At 66.9% G+C, this 18,763-nt stretch carries 17 protein-coding genes; 4 read left to right on the forward strand and 13 right to left on the reverse strand.

The annotated features are described in order from the left end of the window. Positions 1-52 precede the first annotated feature (52 nt). The 9 genes from V3596_RS20210 to V3596_RS20250 form a co-directional block, all read right to left on the reverse strand. Positions 53-1,105, reverse strand: coding sequence for an ABC transporter ATP-binding protein (locus V3596_RS20210; RefSeq protein ID WP_334279636.1), 1,053 nt, complete (start codon positions 1,103-1,105; stop codon positions 53-55). Positions 1,106-1,122: 17 nt separating this feature from the next. Further along, complete coding sequence (locus tag V3596_RS20215; protein ID WP_334279637.1) at positions 1,123-2,469, reverse strand: GH1 family beta-glucosidase; 1,347 nt, start codon at positions 2,467-2,469, stop codon at positions 1,123-1,125. A gap of 22 nt (positions 2,470-2,491) precedes the next feature. Beyond that, on the reverse strand, positions 2,492-3,337 hold the full coding sequence (locus tag V3596_RS20220) for a carbohydrate ABC transporter permease (protein WP_334279638.1): 846 nt from the start codon (positions 3,335-3,337) through the stop codon (positions 2,492-2,494). Between the two features lie 5 nt (positions 3,338-3,342). Further along, positions 3,343-4,263, reverse strand: a complete 921-nt coding sequence (locus V3596_RS20225) for a carbohydrate ABC transporter permease (RefSeq protein ID WP_334279639.1) — start codon at positions 4,261-4,263, stop codon at positions 3,343-3,345. A gap of 12 nt (positions 4,264-4,275) precedes the next feature. After that, positions 4,276-5,553: an ABC transporter substrate-binding protein gene (locus V3596_RS20230; protein ID WP_334279640.1), complete on the reverse strand. Its 1,278-nt coding sequence runs from the start codon at positions 5,551-5,553 to the stop codon at positions 4,276-4,278. A gap of 168 nt (positions 5,554-5,721) precedes the next feature. Next, entirely contained in the window at positions 5,722-6,777 is a 1,056-nt protein-coding gene (locus V3596_RS20235; RefSeq protein WP_334279641.1) for a LacI family DNA-binding transcriptional regulator, read from the reverse strand. A 129-nt stretch (positions 6,778-6,906) separates the two neighbouring features. Next, positions 6,907-7,998, reverse strand: a complete 1,092-nt coding sequence (locus V3596_RS20240; protein ID WP_334279737.1) for a rhodanese-like domain-containing protein — start codon at positions 7,996-7,998, stop codon at positions 6,907-6,909. A gap of 22 nt (positions 7,999-8,020) precedes the next feature. Further along, positions 8,021-8,449 (reverse strand): DUF6691 family protein, encoded by a 429-nt coding sequence (locus V3596_RS20245; RefSeq protein ID WP_334279642.1) that lies wholly within the window; start codon positions 8,447-8,449, stop codon positions 8,021-8,023. Positions 8,450-8,463: 14 nt separating this feature from the next. Continuing rightward, positions 8,464-8,904 (reverse strand): YeeE/YedE family protein, encoded by a 441-nt coding sequence (locus V3596_RS20250; protein ID WP_334279643.1) that lies wholly within the window; start codon positions 8,902-8,904, stop codon positions 8,464-8,466. A 66-nt stretch (positions 8,905-8,970) separates the two neighbouring features. Between V3596_RS20250 and V3596_RS20255 the strand changes: the two genes are divergently transcribed. Then, positions 8,971-10,662: a helix-turn-helix domain-containing protein gene (locus tag V3596_RS20255; RefSeq protein ID WP_334279644.1), complete on the forward strand. Its 1,692-nt coding sequence runs from the start codon at positions 8,971-8,973 to the stop codon at positions 10,660-10,662. 9 nt (positions 10,663-10,671) lie between these two features. Here the strand turns inward: V3596_RS20255 and V3596_RS20260 are convergent, their stop codons facing one another. Continuing rightward, positions 10,672-11,556, reverse strand: coding sequence for an alpha/beta fold hydrolase (locus V3596_RS20260; RefSeq protein WP_334279645.1), 885 nt, complete (start codon positions 11,554-11,556; stop codon positions 10,672-10,674). After that, positions 11,553-12,299, reverse strand: a complete 747-nt coding sequence (locus V3596_RS20265) for a substrate-binding periplasmic protein (protein ID WP_334279646.1) — start codon at positions 12,297-12,299, stop codon at positions 11,553-11,555. The genes V3596_RS20260 and V3596_RS20265 overlap by 4 nt, the downstream gene beginning before the upstream one ends. A gap of 81 nt (positions 12,300-12,380) precedes the next feature. On the opposite strand from V3596_RS20265, the gene V3596_RS20270 reads away from it, so the two are divergent. Beyond that, positions 12,381-12,911: a histidine phosphatase family protein gene (locus V3596_RS20270; protein WP_334279647.1), complete on the forward strand. Its 531-nt coding sequence runs from the start codon at positions 12,381-12,383 to the stop codon at positions 12,909-12,911. A 10-nt stretch (positions 12,912-12,921) separates the two neighbouring features. Here the strand turns inward: V3596_RS20270 and V3596_RS20275 are convergent, their stop codons facing one another. Together V3596_RS20275 and V3596_RS20280 are read right to left on the reverse strand one after the other, a co-directional pair. Beyond that, the gene (locus V3596_RS20275; RefSeq protein ID WP_334279648.1) at positions 12,922-14,721 is read right to left on the reverse strand and encodes an ABC transporter substrate-binding protein; all 1,800 of its coding nucleotides are present in this window, start codon (positions 14,719-14,721) and stop codon (positions 12,922-12,924) included. Between the two features lie 2 nt (positions 14,722-14,723). Continuing rightward, positions 14,724-16,565 (reverse strand): ABC transporter substrate-binding protein, encoded by a 1,842-nt coding sequence (locus V3596_RS20280; RefSeq protein WP_334279649.1) that lies wholly within the window; start codon positions 16,563-16,565, stop codon positions 14,724-14,726. Between the two features lie 219 nt (positions 16,566-16,784). On the opposite strand from V3596_RS20280, the gene V3596_RS20285 reads away from it, so the two are divergent. Then, a complete protein-coding gene (locus V3596_RS20285; protein ID WP_334279650.1) occupies positions 16,785-17,723 on the forward strand; it encodes an ABC transporter permease in 939 nt (312 codons plus the stop codon). Then, positions 17,720-18,763 (forward strand): ABC transporter permease, encoded by a 1,044-nt coding sequence (locus tag V3596_RS20290; RefSeq protein WP_334279651.1) that lies wholly within the window; start codon positions 17,720-17,722, stop codon positions 18,761-18,763. Before V3596_RS20285 ends, V3596_RS20290 begins: the two co-directional genes overlap by 4 nt.

Genomic DNA, 18,763 nt, shown 5'->3' on the forward strand with positions numbered 1-18,763 from the left:
TAACCCTAGCGAGTGTTTTTGCGCCACAAAACGGGTGGCGCGACCGGGGAACTCAATGCAGGCCCTGGCCCGCGCTGTCGAAGCCCAGCGCGTGCTGGGCTTCGGCGGTGATGGCCACCGTGGCACCGCTCTGCAGCGCAGCACGGTCGGCCGGCAGCTTGGCGGTGAGCAGGGCATCCAGACCCTCGACACGCAGGTGGGCAATCAGCACGTCACCCAGGTATTCGGCCAGTACGACGGTGGCAGGCACGCCTTGCCCCGCCACCTGCAGATGCTCGGGACGAAGGCCGAGGCGCTGGGTCGACGGTCCGAAGGTCTCGCCACCCAGGTCGCGCCAGAGCTGCAGATGCGCGGCGCTGGCGCCTGCCGCGGGCCGGTCGATGAAATTGATGCGCGGCGCGCCGATGAAGCCGGCCACGAACTCGTTGGCAGGTCGCTGGTAGAGGTCGGTCGGGCTGCCAAGCTGCTCGATGCGGCCCTTGTTGAACACGGCGATGCGGTCGCCCATGGTCATGGCCTCGACCTGGTCGTGGGTCACGTAGATCATCGTCGTGCCCAATTGCTGGTGCAGCCGCGTGAGCTCGATGCGCATGTCCACGCGCAGGGCCGCATCCAGGTTGGACAGCGGCTCGTCGAACAGGAAGACCTTGGGCTTGCGCACGATGGCGCGGCCAATGGCCACGCGCTGGCGCTGGCCGCCCGAGAGCTCCTTCGGGTAGCGGGCCAGCAACTCGGTGATGCGCAGGATCTCCGCCGTCTTGCGCACCTGCTCTTCGCGGGCAGACTTGCCCACGCCGGCCATCTTCAGTGCAAAGCCCATGTTCTCGGCCACCGTCATGTGCGGGTAGAGCGCATAGCTCTGGAACACCATGGCGGCGCCCCGGTCTGCCGGGCGCAGCTCGTTGGCACGCTGGCCATCGATGGCGATCTCGCCACCACTGATCTCTTCCAGGCCGGCGATCATGCGCAGCGTCGTGGACTTGCCGCAGCCCGAGGGGCCGACAAAGACCATGAACTCGCCGTCGCGGATCTCGAGGTCCAGCCCCTGGATCACCTCGGTTTCGCCGTAGCGCTTGCGCAGGCCCCGCAGGGTCACTTGTCCCATTCTGCTTGTCCTTGTGATCAGCGCTGAGCCCGCTGTTGTTGCAGGAAGTCGCGGTACCAGCGTGCGCTGTCCTTGAGCGTGCGGGCCTGGGTCGCGTAGTCCACGTGGACGATGCCGAAGCGCTTCTCGTAGCCCGAGGCCCACTCGAAGTTGTCCATCAGGCTCCAGACCATGTAGCCGCCCATGCGCACGCCCTGCTTCATCGCTGCGTCGACTGCGGCAATATGGGTGGCGATGTAGCGGGTGCGGCCGGCGTCATGCACGCGGCCGTCGGCATTCAGTTCATCCTTGAAGGCACCGCCGTTCTCGGTGACGAAAAGCGGTGGCACCGGATAGTCGCGGTGCAGGCGCAGGAGCAGCTCGGTCAGGCCTTCCGGATAGACCTCCCAGCCCATGTCGGTCACTTCGCGGCCGCTGCTGCGCACGTCCCAGGGCTCGCCGGCGCTGATCACGGAACGCGAGTAGTAGTTGACGCCCAGAAAGTCCATCGGCGTGGTGATGACCTCCATGTCGCCGGGCTGCACCTGTGGTGCGTCGGCGCCGAGGTCGTCCAGCACGTCCTGCGGGTAGCGGCCCTTGAACAGCGGGTCCATGTACCAGCGAACGACGCGGCCATCGTCCAGCACGGCCTTCGCGCGGTCGGCCGCCGAGTCCGTTGCCGCATGCATCGGCGAGAGATTGAGCACCAGCCCCAGTTGGGCCTTGCAGCCCTGTGCGCGCAAGGCCTGCAGTGCTAGGCCATGGCTCAGGAGCAGGTGGTGCGACACCTGGGCGGCAAGCTTGCGGTCCTTCAGGCCTGGCGCAAAGATGCCGACCTGATGGCCCAGCTGCGCCATCACCCAGGGCTCGTTGTGCGTGGCGATGGACACCACGCGGTCGCCCAGCCGCTCCGCCATGCCGCAGGCGTATTCGACAAAGCGATGCACCGTGTCGCGATTGCCCCAGCCGCCGCCGTCCTGCAGCGCCTGCGGCAGGTCCCAGTGGTTGAGCGTCAGGTAGGGCTTGATGCCCCGCGCCAGCAGGCCATCCACCAGCTTTTCGTAGAACGCGAGGCCCGCTTCGTTCCATTCACCGCTGCCTGTCGGGCGCACGCGCGGCCAGGAGACCGAGAAGCGATAGGCGTCGACGCCCAGGCCAGCAATCATGTCCAGGTCTTCTTCCCAGCGCTTGTAGTGCTCGCAGGCCACATCGCCGTTGCTCGCATCGGCGATGGCGCCGCTCTGGCGGCAGAAGCTGTCCCAGATCGACAGGCCCTTGCCATCAGCGGTGGAGGCGCCTTCGATCTGGAAGGCGCTGGTCGCGACGCCCCAGATAAAGTCGGTGGGGAAGGCCGCCTGCGCGGCCAATGGGTCGTAGTGGGTCATGGCATCAAGGTTCAGGAGAGGGCTACTTGACCGCGCCAACGGTCAGGCCCGAGATCAGCTGCTTGGAACACAGCACGAAGAGCACGATCAGCGGCAGCGTCGCCAGGGCAGAGCCGGCCATCAGCGCACCCCATTCGGTATCCACCGGGCTTTGCAGGCTGCGCAGCGCCAGTGGCAGCGTGTACATGTCGGGCGAGCGCATCACCACCAGCGGCCCGATGAAGTTGTTCCAGGAGGCGATGAAGGCAATCAGGCCCAAGGTGCCCAGCGCCGGCTTCAGGAGCGGCAGGACGATGCGGGCATAGATGCCCAGCTCGCTGCAGCCATCCATGCGCGCCGCCTCCACGAGCTCGCGCGGAATCGACGAGCTGACGAACTGGCGCATCAGGAAGATGCCGAAAGCACTCGCCGCGCCGGGAATGTAGAGCGCGCGCGGCTGGTCGATCCAGCCCAGCAGGTCCATGATCATGAAGCTGGGGATCATGTTCATGAAGCTGGGCAAGAGCATGGTGCCCATCACCAGCGCGAACAGCGCCTTCTTGTAGCGGAACTCGAACATCGCAAAGGCATAGCCGCCCATCGAGCAGAACAGGAGCGTGAGCGCCGTCGAGGCCAGGCCGACGTAGAGGCTCCAGCCCAGGTTGCGCCAGAAGGGCAGGCGCTTGGTCAGGATGGCGATGTTGTTCATCAGGTCGTCGCCGAACCACAGTGGCGGCGGCAGGCTGAAGATCTCGCTGCGCGAATGCGTGGCGAAGACGAACATGAAATAGAAGGGCGCCAGCATCAGCAAGGCGCCGATGCCAACGAGAACATAGGCGGCCCAAGGCGCCATGCGATTCACGCGCTGGGCTTGCATCGTGTGGTTCATGCCGATCAGCCTCCGCGGGGGCGGAAAGCCCGGTTGGTGGCCCAGGTGAGCAGGGCCACGACGATGAAGAGCAGCCACGACATCGCACTGGCCGCGCCGAAGTCGTTGAAATCGAAGGCGGTGCGGTAGAGGTAGACCGCCGTGCTCATGCCGGCCTGGTCAGAGCCGCCCTTGCCGCCGGTGAGGATGAAGGGCTCCTCGAACAGCTGCAGGCCGCCGATCACGCTCAAGGTCACACCGAAATAGATCATCGGCTTCAGGCTCGGCAGCGTGATGTAGAAGAACTGCTTGATACGGCTGGCGCCGTCCATGGTGGCGGCCTCGTACAGGTCGGGCGGTATGGTCTGCAGCGCGGCGAGGTAGAGCACGATGTTGAAGCCGACGTAGCGCCAGAACACGATCAGGGAAATGGCGGGCTTCAAGGCATCCGGATCATTCAGCCAGTCGACGGCATGCGCGGGCAGCAGCCAGCTGATGCCCGGTATTTCGCGCAGCACCGCCAGCACGATATTGATCAGGCCGTAGTCGGTCGAGAAGAGCGAGCTGAACAGGATGGCGATGGCCACGGACGAAGTGATGTAGGGCAGGAAGTAGGCACCGACCACCGGGTTGCGCCAGCGCTGAAAGGCAAGGTTGATGAAGCAGGCAAGCGCAATGGCGACCAGGTGCTGCGGCAGACCCGAGACCACGGCCAGCCAGCCGGTGTTCTGCAAGGATTTCCAGAACCATTCGTCCTGCAGCGCGAAAGCGAAGTTGTCAAAGCCCACGAAGTGCATCGCCGCCAGGCCGCTGGTCGGCTCCCAGCTCTGGAACGCGAGGTAGAGCGAGAAGCACAGCGGGAACAGGCCGAACACCAGGAACAGCAACAGGAACGGCGCCAGCAACAGGTACGGCGCGTGGCGGGGTGAGAGGCTGGGCAGTTTCATGACGTGCTCTTCTCAGCGACGGGCGCGCAGCTGCAGCAGGCGCTGCGCATCGGCCAGGGCCGTGGCAATGTCCTTGCCGCGCTCCAGCACCTTGTCGAGCTCGGTGTCGATTACCTCGCGGGCGAATGCATCCTGCTTGTGAACGCGAACGGCTTTCACATGGCTCGCCGCCTCGCGCCAATCGCGGCGCGCGGTCTGGCCACCGAGGAAGGCGATAGGCTCGTCAAGGAAGGGGTCGGCATGTGTTTCCAGCAATGCCGGGAACGCGTCCTGCGATTTGAACGCGGCGAGCTGCTGCTGGCGGTCCATCGTCATCATCTGAATGAACTCCCACGCCAGGGCTCGATTCGCCTGTTCCCCTTGGCGCGGCATCGCGAAGAAGGTACCGCCATAGGCGGCGAAGGCACCTTCCGGCAATTGCGCTGCGCGCCACATGCCGCGCGTGCTCGGCGCCAGCCAGTTGTTCAGGTGACCGGCCAGCCAGGCGCCGGAGATCTGCGTGGCGATGCCTCCGCGCTTGAAGCCTTCGGCCCAGTCGGAGGACCAGGCCGTCACGCGCGCATCGAGCTGCTGGCGGCGCACCGCGCGGGCCAGCTCGAAGGAGCGCACGAATCGCGGCGAGGTTACCAAGGGCTTCGAGTCCTTGTCGAAGTAGATGCCCTCGCCCGGCTGGATGCCGGTGCGTATCAGGATGTCCTTCATGTCACGTGCATGGGCCATCAGGTAGGCACCCGTGGCAGCCTTGAGCTTCACGCCAGCCTGCACATAGCCTTCCCAGCTGCGCGTGATGTCGGCCTCGGTCAGGCCCGCCTTGGCCAGCAGGTCCTGGCGATAGAGCAAGGTGCCTGGGCCGATGTCGGTGGGCACGGCCAGCACGGCGCCCGTGGGCGTGCTGGCCTGCTGGAACGCATAGGGCACGAAGCGCGACTCGAAGCGGCGCACGTCATAGGGCGCAGGCGTCAGGTCCAGCAGACCTGCGCCCTGCGCAAAGCGGCCGAGGTAGCCTACTTCGAGCGCCATCACGTCCGGCAGATGGACGGCCGTGGAGAGCGCCGTGATCATGGCCGTGTGATGGTCATTGAGCTCGCGGCTCACCACCTTCACCTCGACGTCGGGATGCAGCCGCTTCCAGGCCGGCAGCGCGGCACGCACGATCTCGTCCACCGCCGGGAACGCGGCGACGGTGAGCGTGCGCTGGGCTGCCGCCGGAGCGGCCAGCGCAAGACCCAGGCTCAAACCCAGGCCACAGCGCAGAGAAGCGCTCCACAAACTCCTGACCACCAACCTCATGCCTTGTCTCCGGCGTGTCGCAGCAAGTCCTGCCCTGGGGCAGAGTCTGCAGGATCACGACTCTATGTCTTCTTTATGAAAGCGCTTTCATAATAGGTCGCAGCGGTTCGGGGTGTCAATCGAGGGTAAATGCCGAGCTGTTGCGCAAGCCGCGACAGCGGCCCGGCTTCAGGGCTGCAGCGGGCGCGCCGAAGAGCGCACGATCAATCGCGGCTCGGGCAGCACGGCTGTGGGCTTTTGCCCGGCCAGCATCTGCAGGAGCGACTGCGCCGCCAGCCGACCCAGTTCATGGGCGGCCTGGTGGATGGTGGTCAGCGGCGGCACCGAGTGCGCGGCGCCGGCCAGGTCGTCGAAGCCGACCAGCGAGACGTCCTCCGGCACGCGCAGGCCGCGCCGGTAGAGCGCCAGCGAGGCGCCGAATGCCATCTGGTCATTGGCCGCAAAGATTGCGGTGAAAGGCTCGCGGCTGTCGATCAGCCGCTCCACCGCCATCAGGCCGCTCTCTTCATGGAACTTGCCCGGCAGCACCAGACTCGCCTTGTAGCGAACGCCGGCTGCTTCAAGCGCCGCGCGGTAGCCACGCAGGCGCTCCTGTGCATCGGGGTGCACCGGGTCGCCGGCGATGAAGGCGATCTGGCGGTGGCCCAGGCTCAGCAGGTGATGCGTGGCCAGGCGCGCGCCTTCGAAGTCATTGAAGTCCAGCGAATACAGGCCCGGCGCCTTGATGCTGCGGCCGGTCACCACCACTGGCTGTTCCTTGGCCAGCTTGCGCAGGGCTTCGTCGCTCAGGCGGCCGGTCAGCACGATGATGCCGTCCACGCGGCGCGAGCGCAGCACGTCGATGCAGCGCTGCTCTTCCTTGGCATTCCAGTGGCCGCTGACGAACAGCGGGCTGTAGCCCACCTGGCTCAGCTCTTCCTCGATGCCGCGCAGGGCTACGCCGTAGAACGGGCTGTCGATGGCCTGCGTCACAACACCGGCGCTGAGCGTGCGCCCGCCCGCGAGGCCGCGAGCAATCGGATTGGGCACGAAGCCCAGCTCGGCAATCGCCCGGTCCACCGCGTCGCGCTTTTCCTGGCTCACCACGGCCGTGCCATTGAGGATACGTGACACCGTGCTCGGCGAAACCCCGCAAGCCTCGGCCACCATGCCCAGCGTCACCTTCGCGCCCGAGGCTTTCGCTGCAGCGGCAATGGACTTGGTGGCGCTCTTGGGGCTCTTCATTGGCTGATGCTGCTCGGCTGCTCGGTAGTAGGGCGGCCTAGTTTAGGGGCAAGTCCGGATCGCACAGCTCAGGCACCATTGGGCTGCTCAACGTGGCGACCGCTTCACGCGGATCAGCATCCACGCCCCTCACTCCAGGCCATCCTCCACCGGCAGCTGCTCCGCACGCCAGCGCAGCATGCCGCCGGTGAGGTTGGCCACACGGCTGAGGCCGGCCTTGCGCAAAAGAACGGTGGCTTGCGCCGAGCGTGCGCCGGAGCGGCAGATGGCCACCAGCGGCCGCTCGCGGTCGAGCTCGCCCATGCGTGCCGCCAGCTCTTTCAGTGGTAGCAGCTTGGCGCCAGGAATGTGGCCCAGCGCGTCGCTGAACTCCTGCGGCTCACGCACATCGAGCAGCTGGATCTGCTGCTGATTCGTGGCATCGGCCAGGCGCTCGGCCAGCACGCCCGGCTGGATTTCCCAGATGCCGCTGAAGGCCAGAGTCAGCGGCGCCCAGTGGCCTTCGTCATCGGCCAGCGCCGTGCCGCCCTCGGGCTGGCCGCAGCGCAGGTTGGCGGGCACGGCGATGTCCATCAGCTTCGGATGCGGCAAGCCCAGGTGGTTCATGTAGCCGGTGAAGTCACCTTCGTTCACATCACCACCCAGGCGCGGGTTGTAGCGGCGCTCCTCGGCCACGCTGGTCACGGTCAGGCCACGGTAGTCATGGCCCGGATAGAGCAGGCAGGTCGCCGGCAGCGACAGCAATTGCTCATGCACCGAGCGGTAGAGCAGGCCCGGGCTGCCCTGCTGGAAGTCGGTGCGGCCGCAGCCGCGTATCAAGAGTGCATCACCGGTGAAGGCCATGCTCTGGTCGTCCAGCACATAGCTGAGGCAACCGCTGGTGTGGCCCGGTGTGGCGCGAACCTCCAGGTAGCGCTTGCCGAAGCCCACCCTGTCGCCATGGCGCAGCAGCCGGTCGGCCCCGCTGGCGCCTGCTGCTTCCGACAAGAGGATCTGGCTGCCGCTGCGCTCCTTCAGGAGCCAGGCGCCGGTCACATGGTCGGCATGCACATGGGTGTCCAGTGTGGCCACCAGGCGCAGGCCCAGCTCGCGCAGCAGTGCCAGGTCGCGGCGCTCATGCTCGAACACCGGGTCGATGATGAGCGCCTCGCCGGAGGCACTGTCACCCAGCAGGTAGGTGTAGGTGGACGAAGTCGGGTCGAAGAGTTGGCGAAAGATCAGCATGGCAGGGCTCCATCGCGCCTCAGGCACGCGGCTTGGCAATCACGAAGTCGTACAGAAACATGCCGGCCAGCATGGCGGGCACGAAGATCAGCGCCGGGCCGAAACCCACGCTCAAGGCCACCACGGCCGGGCCCGGGCACAGGCCGGCAATGCCCCAGCCGGCACCGAACAGCAGGCCGCCACCCAGCAGCTTGGCATCGATGTGGGTGGCCGTGGGCAGCTCGATCCGTTCGCCGGTCCAGGAAAGGCTGCGGCGCCTGGCGACCGCATAGGCGACGAGGCCCACGCCAATGGCCCCAGCCATCACCAGCGCGAGGCTCGGATCCCAGGCGCCCAACGGGTCGAGAAAATTCTTGACCTTGGCCGGGTTGCTCATGCCGCTGGCGATCAGGCCAAGGCCGAAGATCAGGCCACTGGCGAAGGCGAGCGCGAAGCGTTTCGTGTTCATGCGGATGCCCCTCCTCAAAGCAAGTGCCTCAGCACGAAGACGGTGGCAAAACCTGCCCCCATGAAGGTCAGCACATTGGCCAGCGAACGCAGCGAAAGCCGGCTCAGCCCGCAGACCCCATGGCCGCTGGTGCAGCCGTTGCCCATTCGCACACCGATGCCGACGAGCAAGCCGGCCAGCACCAGGCCGAGCGTGCCGACATCGATGCTGGCCGCCGGCAGCTCTGCAAAGACCCGCCACAACCAGGGCGCGGCAATGAGGCCTGCCAGAAAGGCGAGGCGCGTGCCTTCGCCACTGAGGCTGCCTTTGCGCAGCGCTTGCAAGGGGCCCGCCAGAATGCCGGCGATGCCGGCCACGCGGCCGTTGCCCAGCAAGTAGATCGCAGCGGCCAGCCCGATCAGGCTGCCGCCGATCAGCGCATGCACAGGGGTGAACTGAGTCCAGGCAATATTCATGGAGATAGGGCTCCTCGGGATGACCGGCGGCGCATCTTAGCCCCGGCCCTCCCTACAATTTATGCCATGCCGCTGTACCCGCCGAACCCGGACCTGCCCTTGCTGGAAGCTCGCCTGGGCAAGGCCTCAGCCGGCGAGCGGCCGGGTGCGCTGGCCGCGCTGGCCTGGGCCCTGCGTCAACGTGACAGCGCACGCGCCCAGGGCCTGATCGATGAAGCCCAGGCCCTGCTGGACGGGCAGGCGGCGCCGGCATCGCCGGCGTCCCAGCGCCTGCGCATCCGCCTGGCCTTGAGCGCCAGCGAGATTGCCGCCCTGCTGTGCCATTTCGAGGTGGCCGAGGAGCGGCTCGCCCTGGCGCGCGCCTTGCTGGCCGAGCAGCCCGACCCGCTGGCCAGTGGCGATGCGCTGCTGGCCGAAGCCGCCGTGGCCAAGGCCCGCGGCCAGCGTGAGCGCGAGCTGGAAGCCTACAGCCGTGCCGCTGCCGTCTATGCCGAGGCCCGGCTGCTGGAGCGGCAGGCCCAGGCCGAGGCCTGGGTGGCCTACGAGAACACATTCAGCGAGCCCAAGGCGGCCACGGCGCCCGCGCTGCCCGCCGACCCGGCCTGCGACGCCTTGTGGAGCGCGGCCCGTGGCCTGCGGCTGTCGCGGCGCGAGCCCGCCGAGGCGGCCTCGCTCTTTCTGCATGCCAGCGAACAGGCCCAGCGCGTGGGCATGTTGCGCCTGGCGATGATCTGCGTGATCAACGCGGGCACGGCCTTGCAAGGACTCGGCGAAGTGGACGATGCCGTGGCCTGCTTCGACCTCGCGGAGCGCGTGGCCCACCAGACCGGCTGGCCCGCCTTGCTGGGCGCCAGCCAGACGCGCCTGGCGGCGCTGTTCAATGAGCTGGGCCGCGAGGAAGAGGCCCATGCCCTCGCCGGCGCTGCGCTGCGCTCGCTGGCCGCCACGCCGGGCGGCATCAACCGCGCCAACGCCTGTTCGGAACTCTCGCGCAGCCTGCTGCTGCTGGGCCGGGGCGTGGAGGCCGTGCCGCCGATGGCCGAGGCGATCCGCATGTACCGCGAGGCCCGCTCGACCGACAACCTGGCGCTGTGCCTGATCCACCAGGGCCGGGCGCTCGCCGCAGCAGGCCAGCCCGAGGCGGCACTGCTGGCCGTCGAGGAATGCCAGGCGCTGATCCAGGAGCATGGCTTCAGCACGCTGCAGGTCGCCCTTTACGAGGCGCTGGCCGAGATCCACCGCCGCCATGTGTTGCCGCCACCGGCCGGCCTGATCGCCACGACGCCGGCATTGCATTACGCGCAAGCCGCCCTGCACGAGGGTTTCAAGATCGCGGGCTGGAAGCCACCCGCCCACCTCTATGCGCTGCTGGCCGAGGACTGCGCCGCCGCAAAGGATTGGGCCTCTGCCTACGGACACGCGCGCCGGGCCATCGAGCTGATGCAGGTGCGTCCACCGAGCACGCCGATGCGCAGCCTGCCCACCAGCGATGCCGCGGGCCTGTGGCGCCCGGCCTTCGCCATGCCGCTCGTGGAGGGCGACAAGAGCATGGCGCTGCAACTGACGCCCAAGGAGCGCGAGGTGCTGCAGCTGCTGGCCTTGAACTACTCGAACAAGGAAATCGCCACCGCCTTGTCGATAGGCGACGAGACGGTCAAATGGCATCTGAAGAAGGTCTACGCCAAGCTCGACGCCGGTTCGCGCAAGCATGCGGTCACCCGGGCGCGGGCTCTGGGTCTGATCGACGTCCGCGCCTGAGCGCTGCGATCAGAGGCCGGCGACGCCGGCAATGCCAGCCACGAAGCGCGGCCACAGCGGCTCGGGCAGATCGTGGCCCATGCCGTCGACCAGGTCCAGCGTCGAGCCGGCGATGCGGCGCTGCAGGTCGGGGGCGGCGGCCGGCGGCACCAGCGGGTCGGCCTTGCCGTGGATGATGTGGGTGGGTGCGCGGATCTGGCTCACGAGCTTGGCGCGCTGGCTGTCTGCCACCACGGCGGCCAGCTGCCGGGCCACGCCGCGCGGGTGGTGGCTGCGCTTCACCTGGCATGCCACGCGCTCGCGCAGCTCGGCCGGTTCGGTCGGGTAGGCCGGGCTGCCAATCAGTCGGTAGATGCCCAGCAGGTGGTCGACCACGCAGTCGACGTCGTTTGGCCTCGCCGGTCGGGACAGCAGGGCCGCGCGCAATTTCAGCGAAGGCCCGGGCAGCCGCCGCGCGCCGCTCGTGGTCATCATCAAGCTGAGGCTCCTGACGCGCTCCGGCGCGAGCAGTGCCAGGTGTTGCGCAATCATGCCGCCCATCGAGGCGCCCAGCACATGGCACTCGCGCACTTGCAGCGCATCGAGCAGACCCAGCGCATCGCGCGCCATGTCCTGCAGCATGTAGGCCGGCTGCGGCGTTGGCAGGTGCAGTGCATAAAGCATTGCGGCCAGGCCGAGATTGGGCAGGCCCTGCTCGTCCAGATGGCTGGACAGGCCGATGTCCCGATTGTCGAAGCGGATGACGCGAAAACCACGCGCGATCAGCTGCTGAACCAGACCATCGGGCCAGGCGGTCAACTGCATGCCCAGGCCCATGATCATCAGCAGCGGCTGGCCATTGCGCGGGCCTTCGTCTATAACTTCGAACTGCAGGCCGTTGCTGGCGAGTTTCATGGGCGGGGTTCCGATGCAGCGGGTTGAGCGAGTTTGACGATGGGCAGGTAGGCGGCCGAGATGCGCTCCAGCACGCCCTCGCGGCGTATGCGCGAGAGGCCTGCGTTGAACTGCTCGCACAGCGCCAAGTCCTTGAAGGCCACGCGGTAGGCCACCGGCTTGAACAAGGGCATGAAGTCCACCGGGAAGGGCCTCTCCTTGAAGCGGCTCTCGGCCAGGCGCTTGAGCTGGTGTTCAAAGATGTGGCGCTCCGCCACGATCACGTCGGCCTGGCCGCCGAACAGCATGCGCAGCTGCGAGAGCTGGTCGGCCTGCTCCATATAGCGCGGGTTGTTCTTGACGGTGGCGGCGTACTCCGGCCCCAGGTGATGGGTGGCCAGCTGGTAGGCCACGACACGCAGCTCGGCCAAGTCGGTCAGGCGCAGTCCCTTGGGGTAGCGGCCCTTGGGCGTGATCGCGAAGTCCTGGTAGTGGATGTAGACATCCGAGAAGCAGGCATCGGGCCCATCCTGCGGCGAGAGCGTGGCGGCGGCTTCCACTTCGCCGTTGCGCAATGCAAGCATCTTGCGGGCGGAGGGCATGAAGACCGGCCGGACCGTGTGGCCCACGGCCTGCAGGGCGGCCCGGATGATGTCGACCTCGACGCCAGTGCCGTCCTGCGCATCGGCAAAAGGCGCTACCGAATGGCCAAAGGCCACACGCACCTCCGCCGCCTGAGCCGGCAGGACCAGCAGCAAACTCAAAAGCCCTGCGCACAATCCCCGCATCGGCACCTCCCGAGCTGCGAGCATACTGGCACACAGATTGAATGTGAGGACGCCCGCATGAGGACTTTCCTGATCGCCTTGATGTGCCTGGCCGCTGGGCCTGCGCTGGCCGAACCTTCGCTGATCGTGCTGGCGCGGCATGCCGAGCGGGCCGAGGACGGCACGAAGGACCCATCGATCTCGGCAGCCGGCCAGGCGCGCGCGCAGGCACTGGCCGAGGCCCTGAAGTCGGCCGGCGTGCGCCACGTGATCACCACACATTACCGCCGCACCCACCAGACGGCCGGGCCGCTGCTGACGGCGCAGGGCTTGAGCCCCAAGGTGTTCACCATCAAGCCAGGCGCGATGCCGGTGCATCTGCAGGAAGTCGCGGCTGCCGTACGCGAGCTCGACGGCACCGTGCTCATCGTCGGCCACAGCAACACGCTGGCGCCGCTGGTCAATGCCCTGGGCGGACCGGTGGTGCAGGAGCTGTGCGAAACCTCGTTCAGCCATCTCTTCCTGATGACGCCAGCGGCCGAGGGGCGCCGCCTGGTGCAGGCTCGCTATGGCGCTGTCGACCCGGCGCCGGAAGGTGCATGCCAGTAAAGCGAAGCGCTCAGTGCGGCTCGATGTCGAGGAACTGCCAGAACTCGTAGCGGAACAGCGGTCGGCGGTAGCCCACGACCCAGGGCTGCATCAGGTCCGGAATGATGCGGTGCACATGGGTCTTCAAGGGCATATAGGCCAGCTGCAGGCGCTTGACCTGCAGGAACAGGGCCTCACGCTCGGGGCCATCGGGCAGCAACTGCAGGCGCTCGTAGGCCCTGTCGAAGTCCGGCTGCTCGAAGCGCGACATATTGCGGTTGCCGATCTGCCGGCTGTACAGGCGCTGGATGCAGGCCGCACCATCGGCCTGCACCGCGGTATCAGCGAGGAACCACATCATCAGCTTGCCGGCGCGCGCCGATTTGAGGTTCTCCGGCCACTTGGCGGTGACGAACTTCAGCTTCACGTGGATGCGCGCAAAGCTGAGCTTCCACAGCTCGTCGTAGGAGCGTGACAGGGAGTCCGGCTGGGTAGCGAATGCTATCTCCAGCGGCTTGCCGTCCGGCAGCTCGCGCCAGCCGTCGCCATCGACGTCCTTGTAGCCATAGAGGTCGAGCAGGGCATTGGCCCGCGCCACGTCGAAGTCCGACATCTCGCTCTTGTAGGCCGGGTCGTAGCCACTGGTGTAAGGCATGACCTGCGACTGCGCCGGCACCGCCTGGCCGCGGCGCTGCAGGCGGATCTCGCGCTCCACGTCCCAGGCCAGCGAGATCGCGCGGCGCAGTGCCACCTTCTCGGGCGTGTAGCCGCCCACCACCGGGTCCTGCATGTTGAAGAAGGTGAACACCGCATCCGCCGCCAGCGTGCGCGTCAGCTTGATGCCGCGCTTGGCCAGGTTGGGCGCCACCGTGCCATGTGGCAGCGCCACATTGACGAACTCGGGCGGCACGCGGTCCATGAAGTCCTGCTCGCCATTGAGGAAGCTGAGCCAGCGCGGCTGCGACTCCTCGATGATGGCCAGCTCGACCCGGTCCACCATCGGCAGCCTGCGGCCGCGCAGCGTGGCAGCGATCACCTGACCTTCCACGTCATCCTTGGCCGGCTCGCTTTCGTAATAACGCTCACGGTAGCCGGGATTCTTTTCCAGCACGATCAAGGAGCTGCGTCGCCAGCGTGTGAGGCGAAACGGGCCGGTGCCCACCGGGTGCGCCATGATGTCCGTGCCATACGCCTCGACCACCTCGCGGGCCAGTGCGCCCATGCGGTCGTTCTGCGCCAAGGTCTGCACCAGGCGCGGCCGGGGTTGGGCCAGGCGGATTTCCAGCGTGTGGTCGTCGATGGCGCGCAAGCCTTCGATGGGCCGGTCGTAGTTGAAGGGTTTCTTCAGCTGCTGCGCTTCGCTGCGCAGCTCGCTCAGGCCGATGATGTTCAGCTCCTCGATGGCCGCCCAGCTGGGGCTCTTCACCGCCGGGTCGGCCATGCGCTTCCAGCTGTAGACATAGTCGGCCGCCACCAGCTCGCGCCGCCGGCCCTTGAAGACCGGATCATCCGCAAAGAAGGTGCCCGGCCGCAGCCGGATGCGAAAGACGCGGAAGTCGGCCGACACCTCGGGCAGCGCCTGCGCCGTCAGCGGGACGATGCGCGGCGGCATCGCCAGCGGGTCGTAGCCGTAGGGCGCTTCGAAGATGTGGCTGGTGACGGTCAGCGAATAGAGGTCGGTCAGTTGCGCCGGATCGAAGCCGGTCTCCGCCACGACAAAGGCATAGCGCAAGACCTTGGCTTGCGCAGCTGCCGCCTTCGCTGGCGCCATCCCAGGCATCAGGCCCGCAGCCAGGGAGGCTTGCAGCAGGCGGCGGCGCTTCACGGCCATGTTCAGGAGCCCTTGCCGGTCTTCTTTGCCAGCAGCTCGGTGTCGATGTCGACGAACTGCCAGAAGTCGCGCCGGAACAGATTGCGGTTGTAGCCGACGAGCCAGGGCTGGGCCATGTCGGTGAAGATGCGGTGCACATGCACCTTGTAGGGCATGTAGGCCACCAGGAGGCGCTGCGCCTCGCGCATCGCGGCCTGGCGTTCGGGGCCGTCGGGCAACTGCTGCTGGCGCTGGTAGATCTCGTTGAAGGCCTTGAGGTTGAAGCGCGCATGGTTGGACTGCGCCGCGTTGGGCCCGTAGCCCAGGCCGAGGAAGTCGTCGCCGTCTGGCGTCGAGGCGCTCCAGCCGAAGCCCCACATCATCAGCTTGCCGGCGCGCGAGGCCTTGTTGTTCTCGGGCCATTGGGCAATCGTGAACTTGATGCGGATGTTCAGGGCATCCATGTTCTTCTGCCACTGCTCGATCAGGGCGCGGCTCTGGCTGTCGGACTGCGTGGCGTACTCCAGCTCCAGCGGGCTGCCGTCGGGCAGGTCGCGCCAGCCGTCGCCGTTCTTGTCGACATAGCCGTGCATGTCCAGCAGCGCGCGGGCCTTGGCGCGGTTGAACTCGCTCATCTCGCTCTTGAAGCCAGGCTCGTAGCCGAAGGTGTTGGGGCCGATCACGCCCTGACCCGGCACGCCCTGGCCGCGTCTCACAAGCGTGATCTCACGGTCCAGATCAACGCCCAGGGAGATGGCCCGGCGCAGCGCCACCTTGTCTGGCGTGTAGCCACCGACGACGGGGTGCTCCATGGCGAAGTACGACATCCAGGAGTCGGCGCGGGCATAGCGGATCATCTGCACGCCCTGCTTGGCCAGGTTGGGCGCAAGCTGGTTGTGCGGCATGGCGACGCTGGCAAAGTCCGGAGGAACCTCGTCGACGAAGTCGGCCTCGCCGCCCAGGAAGCTCAGCCAGCGCGGCTGGTTCTGCTCGATCACCGAGATCTCGACCCGGTCCACCAGCGGAATGCGCCGGCCCTTGAGCTTGGCAGCCTGCGCCTGCAGGCGCGCATCGTCGGCGGGCGGCTGCTCGTCGTAGAACACTTCGCGGTAGTTCGGGTTCTTCTCGAACACCATGCGCGAGCTGCGCCGCCACTCGGCCAGGCGCCAGGGGCCGGTGCCCACCGGGTGCTGCATGATCTTGTCGCCGTAGTGCTCCACCACCTCGCGCGCCACGGCGCCCATCAGCGGGTCGGCGAACTGGTAGACGAAGCGTGGGTTGCCGATCCTGGTGCGCACCTGGAAGGTGTAGCGGTCCAAGGCCTTCAGGCCCTCGATCGGATGGTCGTAGTCAAATGGCTTCTTGGTCTTCAGCGCCTCGGCACGCAGCTCGTTCAGGCCCAGGATGCCGACCGGCTCCAGCTGGTAGAGATTGGGGCTCTTCCAGCGCGGGTCGAAATGGCGCTTGATCGTGTAGATGTAGTCGGCCGCGATCAGCTCGCGCTTCTTGCCGCCAAAGGCTTCATCGTCGACAAAGAGAATGCCCGGCTTCAACCTGAAGGTCAGGGTCTTGAAGTCGGCCGAAATCTCGGGCATCGCCGCCGTGGTGCCGGGCCGCAATTGCGTGGGCCGGGCCAGGTAGGCGAACTGCAAGGGCGTCTCGAACATGCCGGAGGTCACGATGCGCGAATACAGGTCGCTGACCTGGGCCGGGTCAAAGCCGGTTTCTGCCACGCGGATCGCATAGCGCAAGACCTTCCTGGGCTCGGGCTTGCTTTGCTGGGCCTGCGCCGCGGCCAGGGGCAGGCATGCCAGCAGCACGCAGACCAGGCGATGTCGAAGCGTCTCAAACGTCACGGCATTCATCTCATCGAGGCTAGGGGAAGCGCGCAGTCTAAGGCGAGCAAACGCCCCACCATCGGCATGGCCTCTTGCCAGTTCGGCATGGGTCCGGGAAAGCCCGGAGTTTGCGCGGGTGAACCCTAGGAGGCGCTGCACTAGACTGCGCCAGATTCGAGACGGGCCCCGCCCACCGCGCTGGTGGCGGGGCCTGCCTTTCCCGCTACCCCTGGAGGCTGTACAGCAATGGCGGCATACCTGATACGGCGCCTGTGGCAAATGATTCCGACCCTGCTCGGCGTCGTGCTGCTGGTGTTCTTCCTGTTCAAGTTCTTCGGCGACGACCCGGCCGAAATCCTCGGTGGCCAGAACGCCAGCGCGGCGCAGATCGAAGCGATCCGTGAACAGCTCGGCCTCAACAAGCCGGTCTGGGAACAGCTGCGCATCTACCTCACGCAGATCGTGACGTTCGACTGGGGCAAGAGCTGGGCGACCAGCGAATCGGTCGCGAACCTGTTCAAGACCCGCCTGCCCGCCACCCTGACCGTGACCCTGCCCATCCTCTTCCTGGAGGTGGTGCTCGCGATCCCGTTCGCGATGGCCGTGGCCTACCGGCGCGGCAGCCTGACCGACCGCGCCGTGATGGTCATCACCACGGTTGCACTGTCGGTGTCGCTGCTGGTCTATGTGATCCTGGCCCAGTACTTCTTTGCCTTCCGCCTGGGCTGGTTCCCGGTGCAGGGCTGGAGCGACAGCGTCTGGACCAATCTGACGACGTACGCACCGCTGCCGATCCTGATCGTGGTGACGGTGGCGCTGGCGCCGCAGATCCGGCTCTACCGCAGCTTCTTCCTCGACGAGATCGGCCACGACTACGTGCGCACCGCGCGCGCCAAGGGCCTGAGCGAGCGCGTGGTGCTGCTGAAGCATGTGCTGCGCAATGCCTTGATCCCGATCCTCACCAACATCACGGTGCTGGTGCCCGGCGTGCTGGTGGGCAGCTTCCTGATCGAGGTGTTCTTCTCCATCCCGGGCCTGGGCCGCGAGATCCTGCTGGCGGTCAATCGCAATGACTATCCGGTGATCCAGGCCTTTGCCATCTACCTGGCCATGCTGACGATGAGTGTGAACCTCCTGACCGACCTGCTCTATCGCCTCGTCGACCCACGGGTGGTCCTCAAATGAGCGCGGTCCTCACAACGAATGCGAAGCCGGAACGCTCGCGCGGCGTCTGGCATGCGGCCGGACGCCGCCTGCGGGCCGACAAGGTGGGCATGGTGGCCATGGCCATCGTGGTGTGCTTCCTGATCCTGGTGCTCGCCACAGGCCTGGGCTGGATTGCATCGGACTGGCAGGAAGAGAAGGGTGTGCCCAACGCGCCACCCACGCTGATGGGCCCGGCGCCGCCGGAGGCCACCGGCGTGATCGTTTCGCCCAAGGGCCCGAACGTGGACCTGAGCGACATCGACCCGCTGGCGCCCAAGTACAAGGAGTGGGCCGAGCGGGCCAGCCAGTTCAAGACCACGGAAGTGGTCAAGGCCGAGACCCTGCCCTTGGGTGGCGACCGCCTGGGCCGCCATGTGCTCGCCAAGGTGCTCAAGGGTGCCGAGGTGTCCATCATGGTGGGCCTGCTCGCCGCGCTGGTGGCCACGCTGATCGGCACCGTGCTGGGCTCGATCTCGGGCTTCTTCGGCGGACGCATTGGCGACTTCATGGAGTGGGTCTACAACGTCTTCACGGCGATGCCCAACATCCTCCTGATCTTCTCCTTCGCGGTGATCTTCGGGCGGGGCGTCGGCTCGGTGGTGATGATCCTGGGCCTGACCGGCTGGACCGGCACCTACCGCCTGGTGCGTGCCGAATTCATCAAGCACCGTGGCCGCGAGTACGTGCGCTCGGCCGAGGCGATTGGCGCCTCCAGGTTCTCGCGCATGTTCAAGCACATCCTGCCCAATGTCTCGCATGTGGCGCTGGTGCAGCTGTCGCTGAGCGTGGTGAGCTTCCTCAAGAGCGAAGTGATCCTCTCCTACCTTGGCCTGGGCGTGGGCGTGGACCAGGTCTCCTGGGGCACGATGCTGTCGGAAGCGCAGGGTGAACTGATACTCGGCTATTGGTGGCAGCTCGCCGCCGTGGCCAGCTTCATGGCTGTTTTCGTGACCGCCTTCGCGCTGTTCACCGATGCCTTGCGCGATGCGCTGGATCCGAAGCTGCGAGGCCTGGAATGA

Source organism: Roseateles microcysteis (assembly GCF_036880965.1).
In the GTDB taxonomy this organism is placed as follows: domain Bacteria; phylum Pseudomonadota; class Gammaproteobacteria; order Burkholderiales; family Burkholderiaceae_C; genus JAUASW01.